The sequence below is a fragment of the Slackia equolifaciens genome, assembly GCF_003725995.1.
Taxonomy (GTDB): Bacteria; Actinomycetota; Coriobacteriia; order Coriobacteriales; family Eggerthellaceae; genus Slackia; species Slackia equolifaciens.
Genome location: NZ_QIBX01000016.1, coordinates 46,692 through 72,556, shown reverse-complemented (window position 1 = coordinate 72,556; position 25,865 = coordinate 46,692). Strand labels below are relative to the sequence as shown.

Genomic DNA, 25,865 nt, shown 5'->3' with positions numbered 1-25,865 from the left:
CCCCCCTATCACCCACAAAGGTCAGCGGGCGCCGATGGCAATTATTACCCATATACGCCTTGCGCCCACATGCAAGATAAGCATTAAAAATTATATCAAATCATGATTTGATTATTGAAGTTAATGTTGTGCAACAGTTTTCAAAAGAATGAGCTGACAATTACGTTGGATACGTAGCTCCTACGCGTACTTACCTGGGACAAGGAGGGTTCTGATGCCAAATGATTTTTGCAGCACCACAGCAGTTCGCAAACGCGCGCAGTCAAGCTCGATTGCATTGCTCACCATCGGCGCAATGCTCTGCCTAGCAATGATGCTCGGCGCCTCGGGCTGCAGTACGGCACAGTCAGACGACGCATCACAGCAGCAAGACCAACATGCTCAACAGCAAGAGGACCCCACGGAGGCCTTCAAACAGCAGATCGTCGGCTCATGGAAGCTTGCCCAAACGGAGGACGGCGAAACCGTGACCGGCACCGAAACTGCCGAGTTCATCGGGGTCTTTTGGGCGCTCACGCTAAACGAGGATGGCACAGGCACGTTCGTCACCTATCAAAATGGCGAAGAGACCTCCCCCAACGACGTTACATGGGAAATCAAGGATGAAGCATCCGCCAGCATGACCATCAACGGAGTTACGTCTACGCTGACGATGGACGACGGAATCCTGACAGCAAAGCAGGACGATGGCAGCGTCTCCCTCACCTTTGAGGAGACCACAAGGGAGGACATCGATGCAACTATCGAAGAATTCGAAGAATACGCCGCGACAAATACCAAAGTAGAGCTTGGGGAAAAGATAAAAACGGACAACTACGAGTTCAAACTTACCAAGGCCGAGGTCCAGGACGAAATCTACCCGCCCAACACCTCTGGCTTTTACAACTATTATCAGGATGAAAAAGGTAGCAAATACTACGTGATAACGGGCACGTTTAAAAACCTCGGCAGTGAGTTCGCCGACATCATGTTTGGTACCGATGCCCAGATAGTCATCAACGACGAGTACACCATCGCTGCAACGGTTACGGGCTCCGAAAAGGGCGGTAGCGACTTCTACTCGTACCAGCCCAATCCTCTTGAAACGGTTAACGTGACCATCTTCACAAGCATTTCTGACGAAATGGCCGACGAGCTCAAGACCGCACACCTTGAGTGGAGGTTTACCGACCAACTCAACACATACTACAACGACAGTCTATGCACCCAAACGTACATCGTTGATTTGCAGTAGCGAACCCCTCGAACAGCGCGAAGCCTTACCCCGCAAGTAAGCACGACACATCTAATCGCGTTTTGCGTCAATCGATCAAATATGAGGGCGGTTCAGAAAGTAACGCCCCCATTGCCAAATCGACCCATCCACTTCGGACGCTGTTCATATACAACTAAAAGGATGCGAGGTAGAGCATGAGCATTATTGACGTTATCAAATACGAGGGAGACAACAAGACCTTCGTATGGAAGCATCCGAGCGAAGACTTCAATACCGCCTCACACCTCATCGTGCACGAATCACAAGAAGCAATCTTTTTTACCAATGGACAAGCGCTCGATTCTTTCGACCCTGGACGCTACACCCTCGATACGCAAAACATCCCGCTCCTCAACAATATCATCAACTTGCCCAGCGGTGGAGAGTCTCCGTTCCATTGTGAAGTTTACTTTATCAATCTCGTTGAGCAGCTGGGGATAGGCTGGGGCACAAGCAGCAAGATTCAGTTCCTTGAACCCACGTACGGATTTCCCCTCTCGCTTGGCGCGTCGGGAGAAATGGGTCTCGCCGTACGCAATGCAAGAAAACTCCTTTTGAAGCTCGTTGGAACCGAAGCAATCCTCTCTCAAGAAAAGTTGCTAGGCTATTTCAAGTCATTCTTGCAAACGCGAATCAAAGCGCACCTAGCTCAGACCATTAAAGAAAACTCTCTCAACATTTTCGAGCTCGATGCCCATCTCGACACCCTGTCCGACTCCATTTGCACCAAGCTCAAGCCAGACTTTGATCCCTACGGCGTAGAGCTTGTCCAGATGATGATAACAACGGTAGTAAAACCCGAGGACGACCCCATCTATGAGAAGTTCAAAGAGCTCTACTTCCGTCAATACGCCGACATCAGAGAAGCAGAAATCGAGCAACGCGTAGGTGTTATCAACCAGGAAACCGAAGCCAAACGAATCGTGATTGAGGCGCAAGCGGCAGCGGACAAACGTCGCATAGAGGGCTACACCTACCAACAAGAGCGAGGCTTTGACGTTGCCGAAAAAGTCGCCGCCAACGAAGCAGTAGGCGAATTCAGCAATCTCGGAATAGGCATGGGGATGATGGCTGGGGTGAGCGCTCCGGTCGGAGGAGCCGTAGGGGCAGTCATGTCCGACACGATAGCCGCCTCCGGTTTCATGGGTGCAATGGCAGGAGCGTCTGGGGCTTTTCCCGCTGGCGCTAATGTGCCGCCCGATGCGACGGGACAGTCCCAATCGGTGTGCACCGGAACGCCTACGGGCGGACAGTCTGGTCTTGCAAAGTTCTGCTCAGAGTGCGGTTATTCCTTCACGGGATCGGAAAAGTTCTGCCCCGAATGCGGCAAGAAAAGGTAGGTGAGCAATGGATTCGCCCGTAAAGAAAACATTCGGCATTATCATTGGGGCACTTTTTGCCGCCTATTGCGCAATAATTCTTCTCATCACCCCGCTTAGGCCCATGTCCATTGCCTCAATTGCCTTCGCGCTTGCTTTAACGGGAGTTCTTCTGTGGGCCATCTTCCAGAAAGCACCCGTGAATGCGCACAATCTATTCCTGGCATTTCCGGGACTTATAGGTGCCTCGCTCTGTTTCGTCATCCAGCTTATCGCCGGAGTAGCCATCGCATTTTTACCGCAAGGAATGCTGCCCTTCGTCCTCGCCGGCGAAGTCATATTGATCGTTGTTGCGGTTATTTTTGTCCTCGCGCCCACAAAGACAATGGATGCGATTTCAAAGACAGAGGATGAAGCCCGCGAGTCCGTTTCCTTCATGCGCAAATTCCTTCTCGATCTTGAGAACGCAAATAACGAGCACCGTTTTGAAAACCCCTCGGCAAAAGAAAGCTTCAGGGAGTTGATCGAGCTTGCACGGTACAGCGATCCCGCAACCAATACCCTATCTGCTCCCATTGAGGCCGACTTGCAAAACGAGCTCGACTCCTTGCCCAACCCCATCGACTCCCAAACAGTGCAGAAGCTAATGCAGTCACTTGAGAAGCGCAATCGACTCTGCAAGGAGGGGAAGAGACAGTGAACCACCGCGAGTGGATGAAAGAGGCCCTTTCCAAAATAGACAACCTCCCGGCTGGAAAGAAATTCGAGGTTAAAGACCTTTTCGAAGGAACCAAATGGAGCAGTCTAACCCGAGGAGAGAAAGTTGGATTTGGAATTTACTTTTCTAACGAAACAAGAGAAGGCAGGGTCGCCTCCATAAAAAGACTGCCAAGAGGCAGAGACAATCATTCGCGATACGAGAAATGCTAGGTGATGAAAAATGAAGCAACTGACCTGCGAAATGTGCGGAAGCACAGACTTGGTAAAAGACGGCGGAGTATTCGTCTGCCAGAAATGCGGATGCAAATACAGCATCGAAGAAGCCAAGAAGATGATGGTCGAAGGCGTTGTGCAGGTCGAAGGCACAGTCAAAACCGACCGCAGCGAGGAGGTGGAGAAATATCTCGATCTTGCCCGAACGGCAGAAAAGGGTTCTAATATGAGCAAAGCCGAAGAATACGCATCAAAGGTGCTGGAAATAGACTCGGCCAATATTGAGGCATGGATCATCTACGGAAAGTCGATAGATTGCCAGACAAACTTAGCGAAGGATCGTTTTGCTGAAGCAAATTCAAGCTACAGCAAAGCGCTGCAAAAAGTCGCCGACGAAATGGGCAACGATCCGCAATCCGCACACGAGCATCTTCTTGAGCTGAAAGAATTGTTTTTCAATATGGCGGAAATGCGTTCTCGATTCTTTGCCAACGCATTCAAAAACTCGCCTACGCAGACGAACCGCGACCTCGTTGTTAGCTCCTTTAAGCAACAACTCGAATCATATGCCGCGCGAATCGATACCGTTCGTCTGGGATTACTGAGTCTCGCTGCTTCTTTTCCTGATGGTCAAGAGTCTCCAAACTCCAAGCGCGAAGATATGCTCATAGAGGCAAACGACTGCTGCAGGAAAATAGCCCGCATGTATTGGTCCAGCAGCAATACTATCGCATGCGATGTTGTGAGCGCCTTCCTCGAATTCTCCTTGAAATGGAATAAACACCGCATATTTACCTACTCGTCAAATGGGGGTAACGACACTTCCGACGAAATCGCATACTTTGACTCCTATACAAAAACCGCCGACAGAGTCAAAGAGATCGTTTTGTTTTCTCTGGGGCTTCTCGATCATGAATATATCCCGGCTTTTATTGCCGTAAACAACGAGACAAAAAAGATTCTCGACAGGATATCCGGCCATCTGCACGGCATGGCAGAAGCCGTAGGGGCAAGTCTTCAGGAGGCAGAAAAATCTTCACCCGTTTCAGTCTTAGAGTCGAAGAAAACGCTGTGGAAATCGGTCATTTTAATAGAAGAAGAGAACATATCCCATAAAACTAACCGACGATTTTTTGGCCCTTATTCATCCGGTCAGATAAAAGACGGAATCGCTTTCAATGACATCGCCATAAAGGCTCGAAAAGCCGATCTCGAACAATATAAAAAGTCTCGCGATGCGTGCGATATCAAGATAATGAAGAAACCAATAGTCCAACAACTCGAAGAACGCTATTGGGCGACCCACGACGAAGAAGCAGACGAACACGACTTGCTCCTTGGGCAAATCGAATCCATGCAAGCTGAAATAGCTAAATTGGAATCGGAGAAATCCAAGCTATCCGTCTTCAAAGGAAAGCAACGCACTACGCTCAATCGCAGCATAGACGAGCTTAACCATAAAATCAAATCTTTGGAGGCGCGCAGAAGAGCTTTAAGCGACGCAGGCCGCAAATATGCTTTAGACACTGTGGAAAAAATGAGCGATCTGGATGTACTAAATTTCCTATCCTCAAGCCCAAACGGCATCTGCATCACTTCGCTTAGTAAAAACGATGAGAAGGACAAAGTGATCCAGCTCCTAAAAGCGAGTAGGATTCTCAATGTCAACATCGGCGAATTGCATAAATACATCTGGTGCATCCCGCACAAGAGACCATTTGCCATAAGGGGCAAAGACAGTGACGAATTTGTTAAAGAATTAAAGCAAATAGGCGTTGAGGCTTCATTGCTGGGAGAGTGATTATTGACCTAAACGCGAGCCTCGTGCTTAGATTAACTACCCTGGATTACAACACGCATAGACGGCACTGTACATGCGCCGCCTATGCGTGTACAAACATAGTTGGATGCCGCTTCGCATAACGTTCAGTCGACAAAGCGATTCGCAGCAAGAGACCCGGCATCAGCCGGGTCTCTTGCTTTGCGGGCCTGAGCGATACTAGGCTCATCGCGTTTTCGCTCAGAGGGCGGTTGTCGCTCTTATGTGAGTCAAAAATCGTATGCAGCAGCCGAAGAAGCCTCGTATCTATTCAGGCAAACCCGCCACCAGGGCGAATACGGTATCGCCGGCGAGGATAAGCTCGTCTCCAGGATGGATTTCCACCGCCTCGGACACTGCAAGCTCCGCGTCGATATGCTCGTCGGGTTCGACGGGATCGATGGCCTCACTGGATTCGATCCCGATGATATCCCGTTCGGCTCCCGTCGCACCCTCGGCATCGGGCGCAACATCAGCACCCTCGTCACATTTCATGCAAGCGCCCTCATCGCCTTTGACCTGCGGGCCGACTTCATCTCCAGACGTTTTCGCAGATGCCGAGGTCGAATCGGCCACCGTTGCACCCGCCTCATCCCTAGGCGGAGCCACCACAATCTTGCCGCGATCGACGCCGCTCACCACTACGGTGCCATTGCGCGATCCCAAATCTTCCACGAACCAACGTCCGCCTTCGTCGCACCACACGTGCGCATGACGGCCCGACACACGCGGGCCCACATCGGCTATATCGCCCTCGCCCAGCGCAAGCGCGCCAATCTCGATGCCACTGCTGTCAGGCGACACCCAACGAGCGTCTCCTTTCACGTAGCCGTCTACAACGCGCACCAGCCCAAGCGCAAACCGCGCATGCTCCATGCGCTCTCTGTCGGGCGCAACGTCCGCATCGCCCAATGAAGCTGCAGGCGTGGTGGCAAGGTTATCCCCGTGGACCGATTTGGCGTAGGACACCGCAAACCGGGCGGCCTTGCGCACGTCCGCCGTACAACCTGCAGCCACAAACAGGGTCATGGCGATCTCCACGCGCTCGTCGTTGGTATAGCCCGCCCCGCCGATGAGCCGCGCCAGTACGTTGTCGTATAGCGCCACATCCTGATGCGCGGCCGAAAGCGCCTGCTTCATCATGGTTCCGCCATCGCCCATGATGAACCCTAGAATCTGCTCACTTGACAGCGCGCGCTTCTCCCGCGCTTTAAGACGCGACACGATGCGCAACGACGACACACCGAAATCGCTGAAATACCTATCTTGCAGCGATCCCACGGGGGCATGCACGATGAACCGCGACACCCAGGTGCGGTCGCTTACGCGGCTTGCGGGACTGCGCCCGTCAGTGAGCGGCTTGCCCGACAGCACCAGCGAAGCGAGCTCTTTGTAGCTCATACCGCCGTGTTTCTTCATGACGGCGAACAGCGCGCCGCACGGGGTGAGGTGAGCTTCCGTCATGATTCGTCCTTTCTGTTCTGCGATGCGTCGTCGATCCGCAATTCGTCGGCCTGCGACACGCCATCCACTTGCAAAGCATCGTCGACTTGAATGGCGTCGTCGACCCGCGATGCGCCACCCTGCGAACCATCCGCCTCTTTCGCCGCTCCGGCAGCGCAATCCGTCTCGTACGTTTGCGAAGAGCCATCATGCCGAGGCGATGCAGGCGCAGCCGAAAACGAGGAAGAGGGCTCGTCAGAATCCGCGCCCGAATACCCACCGCGCTTAGCAAGGCCCGCCGCCTCGCCCAAAGCGGGTGGCGCAGAGGAGCCCTCAGGAAGGCCTACTCGTTTTGGCGTGCGCGGCGTGGGCAAAGCCACGGCAAGCGTGTAGTCCACCACGAGCGGGCACCATCCGGCGGCAACCGCGGCAAACAGGGCGGCGGCCAGCCCGCGCCACACGCCCGGCTCGGCCGATATGCCCGCAAGCGCAATCGCACCCGCAAGCGCCCCGACCGCAAGAAACGCGCTTCCTCGCACAAACCCGCGCAATGTGCCCGCGTCACGCCACCTGCCCAATAGCCCAAGCGCGCCTGGCACGGCAAGCATTGCAGAAACCGCCGCACCGTTTACATCGCCCGCCCAGGTCAGGGGCCCCATATCGAATGCAAGATGCGCACCGTGCACAAGCAGCCCCGTGGCGCATACGACAATAAGCCACACCGCCGCCGATGCCGCCTTTGCCGCAGCCTTCACCACGGCACGCAGCTCCATAGCCGACACCGCCGCGCCCTCGGGCCTCCCGTCGAGCATGCATGGCAGAAGCGGATCGCCCGCAAGCGAACGCTCGATGTTTTCGGAATACTGACGGCAGAACGCCGAAAGCGCTCCGTGCATCTGGCGCGCACTAGGACGCGCCTCCTGCGGCACCGCCAAGCATTTGACCAGCAGCTCCGCAAGCTGGGCGTCCACGTAATCAAGCGCATCGCGCACGTCCTCGTCATCGGGTCGCGGCGACATGCCGCCCGCCGCGCGCTCCACCATGACGGCCACCTCGGGCTCGTGCATGAGCACCGCGTTCACGTCCGCTGCGGGATTGTGCGCCATAACGGCGGGGCGGGGTTCGTGTTCGGTTTTCACGCGATAGGGAGAAACAACCTGTTCGCCGCGCTTCCCGTCATCCGCGCCGCACGTCAGATCGAACGGCGGCACCCCGCACGCGAGCTGGTACACCACGCTCGCCGCCGCATACACGTCTATGGCGGGCGATTTGCGCAAGCGCTCCAGATTGGGCACGTCGTCGGTGAGCATCTCGGGCGGAGCATAATTGGCCGTCGCCTTGCGCGCCACCCTGTTTTGGCTGGTGAATGAGACATCGCCATCAACCGATGCGGAGGAGCCGAAATCTACCAGGCACAGCTCAAACACGCCCTCGTCCGCCTGCTCGAACACCGACATACGCGAGGTCCTCACCATCACGTTGCCCATCGACACGTCACGGTGAACCATCCGGTCCTGGATCAGATCCATGCGCATAAGCAAGTCGAACAGATCGCGACCTATACGCGCCGCCGTAAGCGGCGGCACACGGCCCTCATCATCGGCGGCAAGCAGGCGGCACGCTTGGGCGAGCGTCTGCCCCTCAATCCACTCCATGATAATCGCGGGGGCACCGCCCACCGCACCGAAGCCGTACAGGCGCGGAAACCCGGCCAGCCCCGAAAGGGCGCGATGACACTCGTATTCCTGCCGAAACGCCTTTTTCAGCGATTCAATGCGATGCTCATGCTCCTCATCGCTCGACGAATCCACCCGATCGGGCAGCACGAGCGTTTTGAGCGCGAATGTCTCGCCCAGCGCATTGGTCGCGCGCATCACGCGCCCAATGCCGCCGCGACGAGCGTGGAGCTCATCAACAAACAGCGTGACGAAGCGACGCAGATAGGCGTCGCGATCAGCTCCCTCAAGCGAAACGGGCGATTCGAAATCGTCGACATGCACGAGACGCATGCCACGTTCCGAGCGCTCGATGTCGCACGTTTCATACCGTCCATTTTCGGGGCTGCTTGCGCCGCTGCCGTTTGCATCGGCGGGTCCTACGGGCCGGGTCATAGGGCAACCCCCGCATCCGCCATCTTGTTAAACTCGTCCAAATACTGCTGTGCTTCTTCAATCGTGCCAACAATTTGTGGCCAATACGCCAGAAGCTCGTCATGGCTCGACGCGTCAACGGCCGCGCCCCACGCAGCCATAAGCCCCTCGGAATACCGTACCAGCAGCATATACATACGAATAAGGTCCTCCGCGGCGGGCTGCCATTGCGAATCGTCCTTGTAGGCCATCGCATCTTGCAATGAGCCCCACGCCCCCATCACGTCGCTGCATAGCACCTGGCTCTGCACGTACATCGATTCGATGCTGCCAGAAGAAAGGCTCAGCACGGGGGCATTCCATCCCCCTTCGAAATACGCCCGCGATTCGGCGATGCGCGCAACGTAATCATTCAGGCCGTTCGCATAGCCAACAAGATTGTCGTGGTATTCGGCTTCTTCCTCAGGCGTAGGGCCGGGATCAGGCTCGGGCGTGGGCTCGGGCGTCTCGTCGCCACCAGGGTTTTCGGGCGAAGGGTCTTGACCCTGATCATGATCGCCATCGGACGCGTCGCCCTGCGAAGAATCGCCATTGTCGGCGTTGCTGTCATGCGCCCCGGAGGAATCCTCGGGCTGTTCCGCTCCGTCATCGGAAGAAAGGTCGCCGGCCCCTTGCAACGACCCGCCAACAATTGAGGTGAGCGACGAAAGCCCTCCGATGGAGGCGACTCCGCCAGAACCGCCCGAAGACGCCGCATCCCCTTCGGCCGCGCCTTCGCCGCTAGCACCCTCCCCGTCAGAAGCCGATCCGCCAATTAGACCGCTTAGGATGCTCGCCATTATGCGCTGCGAACCGGCCGCCGGACTCGCGGGTGCCTGAACCGCCGCGGCAACCGTATCCGACGACATGACAAGCCCCGGAACCGCAGCGGCGTACACCGCCGACCCCAGTACAAGACATGTAAGCGAAAACACGGTAAGCCCCGTGAGCGCGGGACGCAGCGAGCCGCGACGCCTGCGCCGCGCGGTGCGCACGGTACCTTCGAGCTTCTTGGTCACGAGCAAGGTTCCTTTCCGACTACCCACGCCTCGCCCAAGCAGCAAGCACACGCAGCCTGATTAAAACTTATGAAGAGCAAACCGGCGCCGCATCCTTAAGCGTGCGATCGCAACGGTTGACAGGTAATTATATCCCACCGCTACGGCATGAATGAATCGTGAACGTGGTTCATTCCTTCATGTAAACCATTTCTAACTTATGTTAGTTTGATAAGGCATACTTTTGCATTCCCGTAGAACGCATGAAAGGATAGCCCTCCATGTTCGACAAGCGTCTTTTGGCAATGGTGCCAGGTGCCAAGAAATATATAGCGGCCAACGTGGCATTCCAATGGCTCGCTCTGGCTGCGAACGTGGCCCTCATGGTTGCTATCGGCTTGTTTCTGCAAGGCATGCTTTCCGGAACAGCCACCGACGCCGATTTCGCGCGTCTTTTAGCCTTAGCCGCATTCACTATCGCGGTGCGCATTGTGTGCCAAACGGCGGCGCAACGCATGGGATTCGCCGCGGCATCGCTCGCGAAACGTACGATTCGCCAAGAGGTGTACAACAAGCTGGTGCGCTTGGGGCCCTCCTATACCGAGCGCATCCCCACCAACGAGGCGGTGCAGATATGCACCGAAGGCGTGGAGCAGCTTGAGGTGTATTTTGGCTCGTACATCCCTCAGCTTTTCTACGCAGTGCTTGCCCCCATTACGCTGTTCGGCTTTCTGGCGCCGCTTTCGCCCACCGTGGCCATCATCCTGTTCGTGTGCGTGCCGCTGATTCCCCTGTCCATCGTAGCCATCCAACGCATCGCCAAGCGCGTTATGCGTGACTACTGGAGCAGTTACACCGACCTAGGCGGAACCTTCCTGGAGAACGTCCAAGGCCTCACCACGCTCAAGATTTATCAGGCCGACGCCGCCCGTCACGAGGCCATGAATGGCCAGGCCGAAAGCTTCCGCCGCGCCACGATGCGCCTCCTTCGCATGCAGCTGAACTCCATTACCGTAATGGACCTGCTCGCCTACGGTGGAGCAGCGCTCGGCATCGTGGTGGCACTGTTCCAGTTCGCCGATGGGCTCATCGCCTTCGCAGGCGCGTTCACCATTGTGTTTCTCTCCGCAGAGTTCTTCATCCCCATGCGCGCACTCGGATCGCTTTTCCATACCGCGATGAACGGCATGGCTGCGGCTGACAAGATGTTCGACCTGCTTGCCGCGCCCGACCCCGACGAGGGCGCGCTGGAGCCGAACACGCATGCCTGCTCGGTGGAATGCCGCGGCCTCACCTATTCCTACAACGGCGAGCGCTTGGCCCTCGACGCGGTTGACTTGGATGCCCCCGCGTGCGGCATGACGGCCATCGTAGGCGAAAGCGGTTCGGGCAAGTCCACGTTGGCGGGCGTGCTCTCAGGCAAAAACGCCGCCTACGAGGGCACGGTGCGCATCGGCGGCGTAGACGTGCGCAAAGCAAACCGCGACGCACTCATGCGTAGCGTGACCACTATGTCGTTCGCAAGCCACCTGTTCAAGGGCACGATTCGCGAGAATCTGCTGATGGGCCGCCCCGATGCAACCGACGACCAGCTGTGGAGCGCGCTTTCGAGCTGCCGGCTTGCCGATTTCGTGCGCGAAGCGGGCGGGCTGGATGCGCCGGTCGCCGAAGCGGGCGCAAACCTTTCGGGCGGGCAGCGCCAACGCCTCGCCATCGCCCGCGCGCTGCTGCATGATTCGCCCGTATACATCTTCGACGAGGCAACCTCCAACATCGATGTCGAAAGCGAGCGTGCAATCGTGGAGGTCATGCATGAACTCGCCCGCACGAAAGCAGTCATCGCCATCTCCCACCGCCTTTCTGCCGTCGCACGCGCCGCGCGTATCTATGTGATGAAGGACGGGCGCGCGGTGGAAAACGGCACGCACGAAGAGCTGCTGGCGGCGGACGGGACCTATGCCCAGCTATGGAATAGGCAGCAGGAGCTCGAAGCCTTTGCCGCGGATTCCCTCCCGGTCGAAAACCGCGCAATAAAAGCGGACGACGCCGCAAACGAAGAGGCTCATGCCGTTGAGGCAAAGCCCGCGCGCATCGCGAACAAAGCTCCTGCCCCCAAGCGCCGCTCAGGCATTGCGGTCATGGCACGCCTGATCACGCTCGTGGGTCCGCTCCTGCCTTACATGGCGCTTGCGGTTGTTCTAGGCGTTGCGGGACTCGCCGCCGCAATCTTTCTCACCGTATACGGCGCATCGGGTCTGCTCGCAGCAAGCGGCAGCCCTTCCATTGCAGGATTCGGCACCGCCGTGGCCATGATCGCGATATGCGGCGTCTCGCGCGGATTCCTCCATTACGGCGAGCAGATTTGCAACCACTTCATCGCGTTCAAGCTCCTCGCCCTCATCCGCGACCGCGTGTTTGGCGCCTTGCGCCGCCTTGCCCCCGCTAAGCTCGAAGGCCGCGACAAGGGCGACCTGCTTTCCATGGCCACCTCCGACATCGAGCTGCTAGAGGTGTTCTACGCGCACACTATCTCCCCGATCCTTATCGCCGTTCTGGTGAGCATCGGCATGATTGCGTTCATCGCCACGCAGGCATGGCAACTCGCACTTGTGGCGGCATGCGCCTACCTGGTCGTAGGTGCGGTCGTTCCGCTGGTTTCGTCGCGCGGATCGGGCGAGGCGGGACTGGCGTTTCGAAATCAGCTGGGAGACGCCAATTCGTACGTGCTCGAAAGCCTGCGCGGCCTCTACGAAGTAATCCAATACGGACATCAATCCCACCGCTCCCGCGAGCTTGTAGCACGCACCGCAGCGCTCTCGGCGACAGAGTCCAAGCTCAAAAATCGCGGCGGGCTGTTCTCCGCTATCACGGGAGGGGTTGTGCTGGCTTTCGACACGATCGCCATCGCGACGGCATATCTGCTGTTTGCCCAAGGCGAGCTCGGATTTTCCCAGGCGGTCATCTCGGTCATGGCCATCATGTCGTCGTTCGGACCCGTGCTGGCCGTGGCGGCACTGGGCACCACGTTGCAGCAGACAATCGCATCGGGCGAGCGCGTGCTTAACGTATTGGACGAAGCTCCCCAATGCGCCGAGGTTACCGCCGGACATGACGTTGCGTTTAACGGTGCGGCGGCACACAACGTGACATTCTCATATGGCAAAGATGTCATCCTGAGCAACGTGAATGCGACATTCCCCCAAAGCCGCGTGATTGGCATCGTAGGAAAAAGCGGATCGGGCAAGTCCACCCTGCTCAAGCTTCTTATGCGCTTCTGGGACCCCACCGAAGGCCGCATCGAGATGTCAGGCACGGACCTGCGTGAAGTGAACACGGCAAGCTTGCGACGCGAGCAAAGCTACATGACCCAGGACACGCATCTGTTCGATGGCACCATCGCCGAAAACGTCATGATCGCAAAGCTTGACGCCACCCGCGAAGAGGTGGAAGATGCCTGCCGCAAGGCATCGCTCGACGGCCTGATTACACAGCTGCCCAAGGGGCTTGATACCCCGGTGGGCGAACTGGGCGGCGCGCTTTCGGGAGGAGAGCGCCAGCGCATAGGGCTCGCACGCGTGTTTTTGCACGACGCCCCTTTCGTGTTGCTTGACGAGCCCACGTCCAACCTGGACAGCCTGACCGAGGCTTCGGTGCTCAGATCGCTGGCAGAATTCCGCGAGAACAAGACCATCGTGCTGGTAAGCCACCGCGCCTCCACCTGCGCGTTCGCCGACATGTCTCATTCGGTTGAGCGCGGGCGTATGAGCTAGGGAGCGCAAAGACGACTTTGTTCGGATAGGCGCTCAGCTCAAACGCAATGTCCCTTTGTCGACGCTATTCCCCTTTGTCGGTCTTTACCATAAAGCCGAAATAGACGACGTGGCATGCCCACACCACGGCCACAGCGATGCGCCCTACGGGCACATTCGACATAAGCGCAAACCCGACGCCCAGCAGAATGGTCACGGGAACGAGGATGGTGAGCTTGGCCTTCGGTGTCATCGAGCGCTTTTGTACGTACCCTTCAAGCACCCGTTTATACAGTTTAGTTGACTTGAACCACGTGTTCAGGCGCTCCGAACTGCGGGCGAAGCAGAATGCCGCCACCAGCAAGAACGGAGTGGTAGGTATGAAAGGCAGAACCACGCCCGCCATCGAGACCCCGAATGCAACGAATCCGAACGCCGCCCAAACCCAGCGGGAAACTCGTCTGCCGCCTGGCCTCGCCGGCGCCCCAAAAACACTCTCTGCCGTATTCGACTCGATAGGCGTGCTTAGTTCGATAGACACGTTTGACTTGATGGACGTGCTCGCCATCTCCACCATCGTCGCCTCCTTGGCTTTCCATCGTTACGATACGTGTTTCCTTTTTCTAACTTTCAAGAGTATACCTTAACAAACATTTTGTTGCACATGGCTTACTCTTAGGAAAAGGACTCCGAGCCAACACAGTCTCGACCACAAAGGCGCGAAAGAAATATCTCGGATTGTTGCTCGGATATCTAAACTCGGCTCGCAATGACTCAGGATGGTCAAATTCGCCTCCAATGGGCGGCTAGACAGTTCGCGGGCGTCGTCGCGGTCAAAATTGCTTCGAATGGGCGACGTACAGGTTCACCGATGCCCCTCCGGCCTTCCGGAGACGCTTCGGGAGGCGAGCATCGAGGCCCGTTTTCCCGTTTGTGGGCATTCCGGCCCGTCAGGCCGTCGGATTCGGGCGATAAGTAGCACTTCGCGAACGCGGGAATCGCCCATTCGAAGCGAATTTGACCAGCTCGCCGAAACCGAACGGCTTAGCCGCCCATTGGGGGCAAATTTGACCACATCATGCCATTGTGCGTGCAAAGATTCTTGCTGCCGTGCCCCATGCAATGTTCCAAAGAAATGACGGCAGGTCGATAGCGCGGCAGTCGATGCCGCAACGGGCGCCAGGCCCTACGACGAAAGGCTCGGCCCACGACGGAGCGTTCGCCTTGATCGAAACGAATTGAGCGAATAGCTTCAGAGGCCCTGCTGCAGCAGGTTACCCCCTTGCTTCAACAAGAGCTAAAGAGAGCGACCCTGTCGCGCGAGCGAATGCACCACCCCAATGACCGCCGCAACCAGTGCGGGTGCAAGCCAACCCAGGCCGATGTCGGCCAGCGGCAGCATGTCAAACGGCAGCCACACGTTCGCGAAAAACGCATCACGAAGGCTCACGATAACGCTCTCAACAGCCACAACGCCCACGACCCATTTCCACACATAGGGCACACGGTCGCACGCACGATGCAGCATGCCCATGATCACCAGCACGATAGCGGCGGGGTACAGAGCATTGAGCAGCGGCACCGAGAAGGTGAGAATGGCCGTGAGCCCGAAGTTGGACACCACGCACGAGAACACGGCGAAAATCGCCGCCCAAACCGCATACGGAAGCTTGGGAAACGTCTCCGCGAAATACGTAGAGCAGCAGCTGATGAGGCCCGTGCACACATTGAGGCACGCAATGAAAAAGATCGCCGCAATGATTATGGTGCCCGCCAGCCCAAAATGCCCGGTAGCGGCCGCCGTGAGCAGTTGGGCGCCGTTTTGCGCATCAGGCATGTAGGCGGCCGTGACCACGCCCACGAATCCCAGGCCGCAGTAGATGAGCAGCATGAGCACGCCCGCTACCACGCCCGCGCGCGAAATCTCGAATGCCACATCGCCGGAACGCTCCACGCCAAACGAGCGAATGTTCAGCGCGATGACGATGCCAAAATTGAGCGCGGCAAGGAGGTCCATGGTCTGATACCCGTTGAGGAAGCCCTGCACAGCCGCCGCATTGTCATACGGCGCGCGCACCGGCGTGGGCTCGCCCAACGGCATAGCAATCGACGACACCGCAATAATCACAATGAGAACGATGAGCGCCGGCGCGCAGATGCGTCCCAGCACCTGCGTGAGCTTGCCCGGACGCATCGCCAGCGCATACGCCACGGCAAAAAACGCCACCGAGAACGCGATGGACGCCACGTTCAACGGAACGCCTTCGGGCAAAAGCGGCGCCAGCATTTCGAACGATGTGGACGAGGTGCGCGGAATGGCCAAGCACGGACCGATAGATAAATACACCAGCACGGTGAAGATGAGCGCGAATCGGGCGTTCACTCGACCGGCAAGCTTAGGGAGGTCGCCCGCGAGCGCCACCGCCACAATACCCAGCACGGGAAAGCCGATGGCGGTTACCAAGAAGCCTATCATGGCGGGCACGGCGGCCTCGCCCGCCTGCGCGCCCAAAAGCGGCGGCAAAATCAGATTGCCCGCACCGAAGAACATCGAGAACAACGTCATGCCCACGAGCAGGCTTTTGCGCAGGTCAAGCCTCTTGCGAGCACCCGCTTCGTCCGTTGCTCCCGCGGTCTGAACCGTCGCGTTTCCCGCTTGCGCCATCGTTGCCTGTGACATTTCTTGCCCTCCGTAAAAAAGCTCCCGCACGAATGCGGGAGCGCAACATCCTTACAAAGCGGAGGCATGATACCACAGACCGCCATAGCGAAGCCACAGTTCGCAGGCGCTTTTAGCCTTCGAGCGCCTCCGCGGCGCGCAGGACGAGCGCGTACGCCTCCTGATAGGTCAGCGGGCGCTGGAGCGTGTCATCGGAAACCGCCTCTTTCGGCGCCGATTCGGATGCCTCGACCAACGCCTGCACGCTGTCGTGCTCAGGCGTAGTGCGGCGGCGGCCGTCGGGCAGCGTAACGCGCTTGGCGCGAGCGGGACCGAAGGGCGTGCTCACCCGAAGTTCCTCACGCGGCAGCACCGTTCGCTCCATGGGCGTGCGGCGGATGCCGATGGTGGTGGTGTGCGCAAACAGCTCCGCCTCCATCGTGGGAATGCGATCGCGCGTGCAAATCACCTGGATCTGCCACGCCGGGCGGTTCTTTTTCATATATATGGGCATGAAGTGGGCCTCGCGCGCGCCGGCCGTAAACAGCCGCTCCATCGTGAAGCCCAGCGCCTCGCCGGTGCAGTCATCCACGTCGCATTCGAGCTTCCAAATATGCGCCTCGCTTATCGCACATGCCTCGTCAAGACCAAAACGCACTTCATTGGACGCAGCCCAACGACCTGACGCAATAGGATTATCGGATTCTTTCTTGAGCTCCTCCTGAATGATCATGGCGCGCAGAAGGCTGGGCACCGCGTACTCACGCTTGCCAGCCCCCAAGCCAATACGCTCCACCGTAAAGCGCGCGGGCAATGCGTCGCGCGTGCGAACGGCAGCAGCGATAGCCGCTCCGGTTGGCGTGACGAATTCGCCTTGCACGTCCATGATGGAGAGCGGAATGCCCGCCTCGGCGACCACATGGGACACCGCAGGCACGGGCACGGGGAGCACGCCGTGCTGGCAGCGTACCGTTCCGCGGCCTTCGCACAAGCGTTCCACCACCACGTCATCAAGCCCCAGATCGTCGAAGCACACGGCAAACGACACCACGTCCACGATGGAATCCACTGCGCCCACTTCGTGAAAGTGCACCTGGTCGGCCGGAACGCCATGGGCTTTTGCCTCGGCGCGGGCGATGATGCCAAAGATGCGCAGGGCGATTTCCTTGGCGCGGTCGGTTATGTCGGCATCGCGAATGATGGCCTCGATTTCCGGCATGCCGCGATGCTCGTGATGATGCCCGTGCGCATCATGCTCATGGTTGTGGTCATGCTCGTGGGGCGCGTGCTCATGGTGATGGCCATGCTCATGGTGATGGCCTTGCGCATGGTGATCGCGCTCGTCGGACTCGTGCGCATGATGGCCGTGCTCGTGGTGGTGTGCATGCGCGCATCCGTCATCGAGTCCGCCGCCCGACAGGCGCGCCACCTCATCACCGCCTCCATGCAAATACGCCATGTCGTGATCGTGGTTCTCATGTGCGGAGTCCAGCACTACATCGAAGTCGCACGCGTCGAGGCCAGACTTCTTCACGCGCGAAACACGCACCTCAAACCCATCGACCGGCAGGCTATCCAACGCATTTCGCAGGCGCTCCTCGCTCGCCCCCAAATCCAAGAGCGCGGCAACGGCCATATCGCCGCTGATACCCGACGCGCATTCCAAATAGAGCATCCGTCCCATGCCTAACCCCTTCGTTCCGCCGCACGCTTGCAAGCGTGGTCAATGAGCGCCGCCTGATAGCCCGCGCCGAACCCGTTGTCGATATTCACCACGCTCACGCCGCTCGCGCACGAATTGAGCATGGAGAGCAGCGCGGCTATGCCTCCTAGGCTCGCGCCGTATCCTACACTCGTAGGCACCGCTATGACCGGGCATTTCGCCATGCCGCCCACCACACTTGCGAGCGCGCCCTCCATGCCTGCCACCGCCACCACGCTGCTCGCGCCCGCGATATCGTCCGCATGCGAGAGCAGTCGGTGAATGCCCGCAACGCCCACGTCGTAAAGACGCACGGTGCGGCTACCCAGCATCTCGGCGGTCACGGCGGCCTCCTCTGCCACCGGCAAATCGCTCGTTCCGGCGCACGCAATACACACGTAGGCATCGCCATCGGGCTCGGGCAGGCCGCCCACGATAGCGATGCGAGGCGTGTCGCGGTATTCGAATTCTTCGGCATCGCGATTCGCGAGAAGGCCCTGCACCTCAGACGCTTTATCTGCGTCGAGGCGCGTAATCAGCACGCGCTCCTGCCCTGCCCCGCGCAACGCGCCCACGATGCCCGCAATCTGATCAGCGGTTTTACCTGCGCCATAAATCACTTCGGCGACGCCGGTGCGCTCTTCGCGCTGCGTATCCGGCTTGGCGTAGCCCAAATCAACATATCCCTGAGGGCTGACCCCTCCATCAATAGTTTCTTCCGACACTTCTGCTCTCTTTCAGAAACTTAATTTATTTCAAGATCTTTGAGCACACTGGATACAACTAGAGACACAGCTCCATCCCCAGTGCATGTGCCGCCGCTTCAAGCGACGCTCGGTCAATTCGCTGCCCCTCAGAAACTTTAGTGGCAAAGCACGAAAAGTTAGGCTTGTCGGCAGTGGAGAGACCTATCGCGCGCGACGCCTCGCGCACATTCTCTTTCGTGAACCCCGCATCGCGCAAGGGCGAACGGACGCCCATCTCGGCCAGCGCGCGAAAACCCGGCCGGCGGGCCGGATCGTCAGATGCATTCGTGCCGTCGAGCAGCACGCGCCGTCCGTCGCGCCCCATCGCGGCAAGCACCTCGCCAAAGATGAACCGCTTGCACAAATAGCACCGATCAGGCGGATTGGCGCACACGTCCTTCTGCGAAAGAACATCGGCTCGCATGAGCTCGAACTCCGCGCCCACTTCCTCCACGACACGCCGCGCATCATCCAGCTCAAACGGCGCCTGAAACGCCGTCATTACCATATACGCCTTCACATCCAGCCCGGCGCGGCACATGGCGGCAAGCAGGAACGACGAGTCGCAGCCGCCGGAAAACGCCAGGCCGTATCGCTCGTTGGGGTCAAGACCGCATACGGCGTCCTCCCACGTCAAGGCCATCCCTACTCCTTGTCGCCGCACGATTCGCACATATGCGAGCCCGGCTGAGCGGACTCAGCGCCGGGACGCATGGATTTTTCCGCCTCTAAGATGATGGTCTCGTAGTTGGCGATCTTATAGTTCAGGCGATCGAGCCCGGCCTGCAAATCTGCGATGCGCGCACGCACCAGGTCGCGTTGCTCCTCGAGCAGCGCCTTGCGCGCAGGCGCCGTATCTTCGCCCTCGTCAAACAAATCCATGTATTCAATCAGCGCCTCGATGGACACGCCCGCCGCACGCATGCATTTCAGAAACTCGATGGTGCTGCAGTTCATCTCGTTGTATTCGCGGATTCCGCTGTCGGTACGCGGAACATGGCGCAAAAGCCCCACGCGCTCGTAATACCGCAGCGTATCGGCAGAGATATCGTAGCGCTTGCTCACTTCGGCAATCTTCATGGTGGCCACCCCTTCTCCAGGCGCGCTCTTCTTGAGCACGCCAGCTGCCGCCAAGCCAAGCAGCCCGGCGGACTCCTGTTCAACGGCATTGAATCACTTGGAGCGCACTTCAGGTCAAGCGTCCTGGGGAAACTGGCGAAAAAACGCGGAATGAATCAAGGGCAGCCGAGCGACATACGCCTCTTGGCGAATCGCGCACCACGGGCGCACAACTGCAGGCGCGCCGGCCGGTCTTGCGCTATCCCGCGCCGCACCCGCCTGTGACGCACGCCGCCGCAGGCACGCTGGTCGCCAGGCGTCCAATTGCGCGTGCGGGTTACTGTGCGCGCGCCGCCACCAGATGGGCAAGCACCTCCACCAGGGCGGGACTTGCGCCCAAGGCGGGAATATACGAGAACCGCGCCCCCGCGTTGCCAGATCGCCCGCACTCCTCGGCAAAATGGCGCGCCGCCAAATCGCCCACCTCGTGCAACGTTTCCAGGCAATCCACGGAGAACCCGGGGCACACCACTGCGACGTTTTTGACCTGCTCTTTCGCCAGACGAGACAGCGTGGGCTCAAGCATGGGGCCAATCCACTTGCGCCCATCGAAGCGCGACTGATACGTTAGGCGCACGTCACCACGCGGAATCCCCAGCTCGTCGGCCAACGCGCGGGCGGTTGCCAACGTCTGCTCAGGATATGGATCGCCCGACTGCGCATGCGACATGGGTATGGAATGAAACGACACGACGAGTTTGGACCCCGGCACGTAATCCCACGCCTCGCGAATGGATCGGGCAAGAGCGGGCAGATAGCCCGGAGCATCCCAATAATGGCCAATGCGCACCACGCGCGGAACCGAACCGAATTCGCCGATCGTCGCTCTTCGGGACTCGTCGCGTTCGGGACCGCCGACCTCCATGCCGCCGTTGTGCCCATGGGCGGACTTGCGATTCGTCGAAACCCCAAGCACCGCATATTCCCCACGTTCCGCCGCGCCGCAGCCATCAGGCTCAACGCCATACACCATCTTGAAGGCGCGGTCGAATTCCTGGAAGCATGTCCCCGCACATGAACGCGTCATCTGGGGATACAAAGGCAAGGCGACAATGGTAGTCGCACCGGCGTTGCGCAGCTCATGCATGGCCGATCCAACGGATGGATTTCCGTAGCGCATACCCAGGGCCACCTTCACGCAACCGTTAGCCGCCGCCTCTTGACTCGCAGAACCGGCATCCGAAGCGCCCAGAAGGCGCTCGAGTTGATTCTCCAGGGCATGGCCCAGAGCGCGCGACTCCAGCAGAAACGGACTGCCTTCGGGAGTCCAAATGGCCTGATAGTGGGGCGCTGTGCGCTTGGGGCGGTTGGGAAGAATGAACATGTTGAGAATGGGCTGCCACAGCGCGGGCGGCATATCTATGAGGTTTCGATCGGAAAGGAACTGTTTCAAATAAGGCCGGATAGCCTCCGGCGTAGGCTCGTCGGGAGTGCCCGTGTTCATAACCAAGACGCCTAGCACAACCATCCCTTTCCATCCCCGATTGCATCGCAACGCGCCGCATTGAACATGCCGCAGCTTACACGCGCATTGTCATTGTGCGCCCAGCATGCGAGCCGCGCTCCAGGTCAGGATACGAATGACCGCCGCGGCACATCCGCCGCACGCCTCCATCCTCCGTATCGCTCGCTTCGCAACTCTGCCTGAGCCCCGGCCTGGCACGCTTGCGCCCGCCATAGCTCGCGACTTTACCACGAAAGGAAGCGGACGGAAACATCGCGGATGCATACAGCACGACTCCCCGCGCAAGTACGGCAGCGCGCGTATGTGAACCCGTCAGCCAAACGCACAAAAGGCACCGCCCAAAACCAACCTTGTGCACAATAGCGCTCATAGCAAGTTCGCATCCGTTGAGCGCGCCAAACACTGCCATCTCGTCGCCTGAAAGTTCGCCCCTCTTCCATCACAGGAAGCACAACCTGCACAACGTTCTCAGACACGTTGAATATGGGCTTGCGTCTTGATTCGCGGTACGCAAACGCGTCCGTAAAATTTTACGGACGCGTTTGCGGCCGCATGACGGCAGAAAAACTAATTTGCAGACGAGTTAATTGCTGCGCTGACGCCTTAGCCGCTACTGCCGCCCCTGACCCGACCGCGCCAATATATGCGAATCTCGAAAATCGCTCTATTATTTCCGGTTTTCTACCGTTCTACGATCCACGGCTTAACCCCTCGCGCCGATTGTTTGCTCATTTGGGACGCCTCGATCGAAAGAAGAACGCTTTTATGGTGTCGTATGCGGTCCAACGGTAGAAAGTCGGAAATAAATGAACCAATTTTGGAATGCGCTTCATACGGGAGCAAAACGGAACAAGCCCGTCATTCCACCTCTATGTTCGAGAGGGGCAGCTTGACACGCAGACATCTGCCGCTGTCTTAAGGCGCCCCTACCTGCGCCTTCGCGGGCGCCTCGCACCGCGACGGCCGCGGCCGGCCCCGGCATCCCGCTCGGCCCAGCCCCCTTCATCCCAATCGTCGCCGCCGCGCGGCTCGGGACGCAAGGGCACGCCTACGGCCAGCGCCGCGGCGATGACGATTGCGGGCGCTATGAGCGCGGGCACAATGTCGGCCCAGTCGATCGCCACGCCCGCCGCGGCACCCCCCGCCACGCCCGCAGCAACGGCAGAGCCCATGATGTCGCCCAGCAGCATAAGCGCCGCAGCGACAACAGCGCCTGCCACGGCCCACGGCTTGCTCCCCCGGGCGCAGAGCAACGCGAGCGCCGAGGCGGATGCCACCCACGAGACGGCCTGGACCCACATCGAAGGGTCACCCAGAAGCACGAGCGCATTGGCGCCCATGTGATTGGAGAACTGCCCGTTCACGAACACGTTCCACCCGGTAAGAGACATGCTCCCCGAACACGCAAGCACAAACGCCGTCAGCGCCGAAAACGCCGCCGTTGCGGCAGCGCCCGGCACACGCAGGAAATACCCCGCCAACAGCGGAGCAAGCGGCCCCAGGCCGAACGCCCCCAGCGCCACGCCGGTCACGCCCGTCACCGCCTGGGCATGCCCGCGACGGCCGAAAAACGCCCACCATGCGCCGCCCGCAATGAGAAACACGGCGCCCAACGCATACGCCCCGCTCGCAAACAGCGCCGCAGCGAGCGCAACGATGGCGACGGCCGCCCCGGCGGCGGGAAGCGCACCAGCTGCCGCAATGCACACGAGGAGCATGCCCCAAAACGCCGGCGTCTCTCGCCCGGCAACCGTGTAGAGCGCCGGAATGTTCGTTGCCGCCTCGAACGCAACGAAGCCGCAGGCGGCAGCAGCCCACAGGCGAAACAACACCGCCTGCGCACGCTCGCCCAGCCTATCCATCAGGCTCACGCGATTGCGCACGTACCGCGGCATGGGCTCGGTCGCATCCTCTTCCTCGGCATCATCGCACGCCTCGCCCACCAGCACCGCAAGCTCGCGCATTCCGCGCCGCGCATCGCCCAAATGCGGCATGAGCGCATCGGCGAACAGGGCCACCGAATCGAAGCGATAATCGCGCTCGATGGCGAGCGCACCGAAAATCGCCTCGTCGGCCTCCTCGTCCACATCGTCGCGCACGACGGAGGGGATAACCAGCTCCGCCTCCTCGATGGCCGTCTCGGCTTCGTGCAGCGTTTCGGCCACAAACGGGTTGTCGCCGGTAAGCATTTCGTACGTGAGCGCCGCAAGCGCCCATTCGTCGGTGCGCGTATCGGGCGCCTCGAGCCGCATCTGCTCAAGCGGCATGTAACCGATGGTGCCGCCCGCAGCCTGGCCGTACCCCGCCTCGCACGAAAGCTGCGCCAGGCCGAAATCGGACACCTTCACCTGCCCCTGGCGATTGATGAGCACATTATCGGGCTTGATATCCAGATGCAGCACCTGGTTGGCGTGCGCCTTGGCCAGTGCATCGGCCACCGCATCGAACACGCAGGTGGCAATGTTGAGGGGAAGCGGGCCCGCGAACTCACGCATGAGGTCGGTCAGCGTGATGCCGTCGACGTACTCCATGATGAGATACGCCGTGGCGTTGCGGTAATCCACCTCGAAATCGTACACGCCCACAATATGGTCGCCGGAAAGCAGTGCGGCCGTGCGCGCCTCGGCAAGACCGGGAATGTCGCGCGGCGCCTGGCGCGCATCATACGCAGCCCCCGACGCCTGAACCGCATACGGCCCGCGCGCGGCGCTCGGCCCCTCGCAGGCTCCAACGGCAGACGGATCCCAGTGCAGCATTTTGATGGCCACACGGCGCTGGATACGCGTGTCCCACGCCACCTGCACCACGCCATATCCGCCACGACCCGCCTCTCCGAGCGGGCGATATCTGTTCAAGATGAGATTTTCCACCCGTGTAACCTTTCAATTACAATTGGCGCTTATTATAGTTGGTTAGCTACTATATTTGCTTAGGCTCTCAGACCATAAACGCAGAAAGGCTTGAGTCGACCATGGGAATCTTCTCCAAGTTCGAAGGCAAGATGGAAGACACCTTCGAAGGCGCCGGCGGGATGCGCAACGCCCCCATCTCTCCCGTCCAGATCATGAAGAAGGCGGAAAAGCAGATGCGGCGCGAAAAAATGGTGAGCGCCGGGAAGCAGTACGCGCCAACGCTCTACACCGTGCTGGTGAACCCCGACGACGATCAGCGCCTGTTCGGGTTCTATCCCACGCTCGCGGGCGAGTGCGAAACGCGCCTCGCGGCATCTGCCGCATCAGACGGGCTGTCGATGGACGGCCAGCCGCTCGTGCGCTTCATCGTTGACGAAGGCCTCAAGCATGGCAAGTTCGACATAATCGCCGAGGTGGTGAGCGCACCCATCATCGAACAGCTGCGCGCAGAAGAGATGCAGCGCTACGGCATGGGCGGCTCCAACCCCGCGCCTGCGCAGGCCGACCCGTATGCCCAGCAGCCTTACGGCCAGCAGGCCTACGGCGCCCCCGCCTACGGCAGCGGTCAGCCTCGCGGTTCGCAGCAGCAATTCGGAGCTCCCGTCCAACAATCTTACGGCGCCGCCCAGGCGCCCTACGGCGCGCAGCCCTATGGCGCCCCCGCGGCAAACGACCCCTACCATCAGGGCGGAGCGTATCCCGCTCAGGCAGGTCAGGGCGCATACCCTGCACAAGCGCCCCAGGGTGCGTATCCCTCGGGCATCTCCGTCCCTCCCGTGTTCGACGCGGAGCCGGCGGCCAAGCCTCCCCTGCCTTACGTTCCCGAAGAGGAAATCGACCGTTCCGTAGACTACGGCGAATACACCTTCAACAGCAAGAACTTCGCCGATTATCGCGAGGAGGAGCAGGGCACGCAGCAGCCTGAGCGCCATGAGGCTGGCACGTTCTCCGACGAGGAGCCCCTGCCCGGCGCCGACGGCTCGGCGATGCAGGCCAACGATGCAGGCCAGGCGGACGAAAGCGCCCAGCAGGAAGCGTCCGCCGCTCAGGCCTCCGGCGCCCCTCAGCAAGACCCTTACGCCCAGGCGGCACAGCAGCCCGCAGCCTATGACCAGTACGGCCGCCCCGTGCAGCCGCAGCAGATGGGCGCGTTCCCGCAGGCTCCCGCCGCGGGCGCCTATCCCGCCGGCATGGGAGCCTACCCCGCGGCCGGCGCCATGGCGAATCCCGCATACGGCGCAGCCGGTGCTGCCGCCATGCAGGGCGTTCCTCACACCGTCGCGTTCGCGGCGGGTGCGGGCCAAGCCGCCCCGGTGCCCAACCAGGCGATGGTGCGCGCGCACCTCATCGACATCGCATCCAACCGCTCCTACGACCTGGCCACCAACCGAGTGCTGCTGGGCCGCGAGACCGGCAACGACATCGTGATCAGCGACCTCAACGCCTCGCGCCAGCATGCACAGATCGAATTCGAGCCCCAGGGCATCTGGGTCATCACCGACCTGGGATCCACCAACGGCACCCTGGTAAACGGCATGCCCGTGCAACGCCGCGGCCTGACCGACGGCGACCGCATCACCCTGGGCGTCACCGAGTTCGTATTCACGCTGCGATAGG

General features: G+C 59.6%; 18 protein-coding genes. 7 read left to right on the top strand and 11 right to left on the bottom strand.

Translation table 11 applies throughout. The features are described 5' to 3' along the window. Positions 1-214 precede the first annotated feature (214 nt). From DMP06_RS08650 to DMP06_RS08630, 5 genes are all read left to right on the top strand, one after another. Positions 215-1,234, top strand: coding sequence for a hypothetical protein (locus tag DMP06_RS08650; protein ID WP_123209342.1), 1,020 nt, complete (start codon positions 215-217; stop codon positions 1,232-1,234). 176 nt (positions 1,235-1,410) lie between these two features. Further along, on the top strand, positions 1,411-2,595 hold the full coding sequence (locus tag DMP06_RS08645) for an SPFH domain-containing protein (RefSeq protein ID WP_123209341.1): 1,185 nt from the start codon (positions 1,411-1,413) through the stop codon (positions 2,593-2,595). Between the two features lie 7 nt (positions 2,596-2,602). After that, entirely contained in the window at positions 2,603-3,274 is a 672-nt protein-coding gene (locus tag DMP06_RS08640; protein ID WP_123209340.1) for a hypothetical protein, read from the top strand. A gap of 14 nt (positions 3,275-3,288) precedes the next feature. Continuing rightward, the gene (locus tag DMP06_RS11885) at positions 3,289-3,504 is read left to right on the top strand and encodes a single-stranded DNA-binding protein (protein ID WP_380783100.1); all 216 of its coding nucleotides are present in this window, start codon (positions 3,289-3,291) and stop codon (positions 3,502-3,504) included. Positions 3,505-3,514: 10 nt separating this feature from the next. Beyond that, a complete protein-coding gene (locus tag DMP06_RS08630) occupies positions 3,515-5,308 on the top strand; it encodes a hypothetical protein (protein ID WP_123209338.1) in 1,794 nt (597 codons plus the stop codon). A 285-nt stretch (positions 5,309-5,593) separates the two neighbouring features. Here DMP06_RS08630 and DMP06_RS08625 read toward each other — a convergent pair whose 3' ends face one another. The 3 genes from DMP06_RS08625 to DMP06_RS08615 form a co-directional block, all read right to left on the bottom strand. Further along, a complete protein-coding gene (locus DMP06_RS08625; protein ID WP_220092553.1) occupies positions 5,594-6,790 on the bottom strand; it encodes an FHA domain-containing protein in 1,197 nt (398 codons plus the stop codon). Continuing rightward, entirely contained in the window at positions 6,787-8,778 is a 1,992-nt protein-coding gene (locus DMP06_RS08620) for a serine/threonine protein kinase (RefSeq protein ID WP_161957875.1), read from the bottom strand. Before DMP06_RS08620 ends, DMP06_RS08625 begins: the two co-directional genes overlap by 4 nt. Positions 8,779-8,876: 98 nt before the next feature. Next, the gene (locus DMP06_RS08615; protein WP_123209336.1) at positions 8,877-9,917 is read right to left on the bottom strand and encodes a hypothetical protein; all 1,041 of its coding nucleotides are present in this window, start codon (positions 9,915-9,917) and stop codon (positions 8,877-8,879) included. 260 nt (positions 9,918-10,177) lie between these two features. On the opposite strand from DMP06_RS08615, the gene cydC reads away from it, so the two are divergent. After that, on the top strand, positions 10,178-13,666 hold the full coding sequence (cydC, locus tag DMP06_RS08610) for a thiol reductant ABC exporter subunit CydC (protein WP_123209335.1): 3,489 nt from the start codon (positions 10,178-10,180) through the stop codon (positions 13,664-13,666). 64 nt (positions 13,667-13,730) lie between these two features. Here the strand turns inward: cydC and DMP06_RS08605 are convergent, their stop codons facing one another. From DMP06_RS08605 to DMP06_RS08570, 8 genes are all read right to left on the bottom strand, one after another. After that, positions 13,731-14,222 (bottom strand): YbaN family protein, encoded by a 492-nt coding sequence (locus DMP06_RS08605; RefSeq protein WP_245962443.1) that lies wholly within the window; start codon positions 14,220-14,222, stop codon positions 13,731-13,733. Positions 14,223-14,942: 720 nt separating this feature from the next. Beyond that, positions 14,943-16,325 (bottom strand): branched-chain amino acid transport system II carrier protein, encoded by a 1,383-nt coding sequence (gene brnQ / locus DMP06_RS08600; protein ID WP_245962442.1) that lies wholly within the window; start codon positions 16,323-16,325, stop codon positions 14,943-14,945. 112 nt (positions 16,326-16,437) lie between these two features. Continuing rightward, the gene (larC, locus tag DMP06_RS08595) at positions 16,438-17,988 is read right to left on the bottom strand and encodes a nickel pincer cofactor biosynthesis protein LarC (RefSeq protein ID WP_123209334.1); all 1,551 of its coding nucleotides are present in this window, start codon (positions 17,986-17,988) and stop codon (positions 16,438-16,440) included. Between the two features lie 2 nt (positions 17,989-17,990). Next, positions 17,991-18,731: a nickel pincer cofactor biosynthesis protein LarB gene (larB, locus tag DMP06_RS08590; protein ID WP_123209333.1), complete on the bottom strand. Its 741-nt coding sequence runs from the start codon at positions 18,729-18,731 to the stop codon at positions 17,991-17,993. 58 nt (positions 18,732-18,789) lie between these two features. Further along, complete coding sequence (gene larE / locus DMP06_RS08585) at positions 18,790-19,395, bottom strand: ATP-dependent sacrificial sulfur transferase LarE (protein WP_123209332.1); 606 nt, start codon at positions 19,393-19,395, stop codon at positions 18,790-18,792. A gap of 2 nt (positions 19,396-19,397) precedes the next feature. Next, on the bottom strand, positions 19,398-19,832 hold the full coding sequence (locus DMP06_RS08580; RefSeq protein ID WP_123209331.1) for a MerR family transcriptional regulator: 435 nt from the start codon (positions 19,830-19,832) through the stop codon (positions 19,398-19,400). Between the two features lie 316 nt (positions 19,833-20,148). Next, complete coding sequence (locus tag DMP06_RS11440; protein WP_161957874.1) at positions 20,149-21,333, bottom strand: ferrochelatase; 1,185 nt, start codon at positions 21,331-21,333, stop codon at positions 20,149-20,151. A gap of 929 nt (positions 21,334-22,262) precedes the next feature. After that, a complete protein-coding gene (locus DMP06_RS08570; protein ID WP_123209330.1) occupies positions 22,263-24,206 on the bottom strand; it encodes a serine/threonine-protein kinase in 1,944 nt (647 codons plus the stop codon). A 101-nt stretch (positions 24,207-24,307) separates the two neighbouring features. Between DMP06_RS08570 and DMP06_RS11810 the strand changes: the two genes are divergently transcribed. Beyond that, a complete protein-coding gene (locus DMP06_RS11810; RefSeq protein ID WP_123209329.1) occupies positions 24,308-25,864 on the top strand; it encodes an FhaA domain-containing protein in 1,557 nt (518 codons plus the stop codon). The last annotated feature ends 1 nt before the right edge of the window (position 25,865 follow it).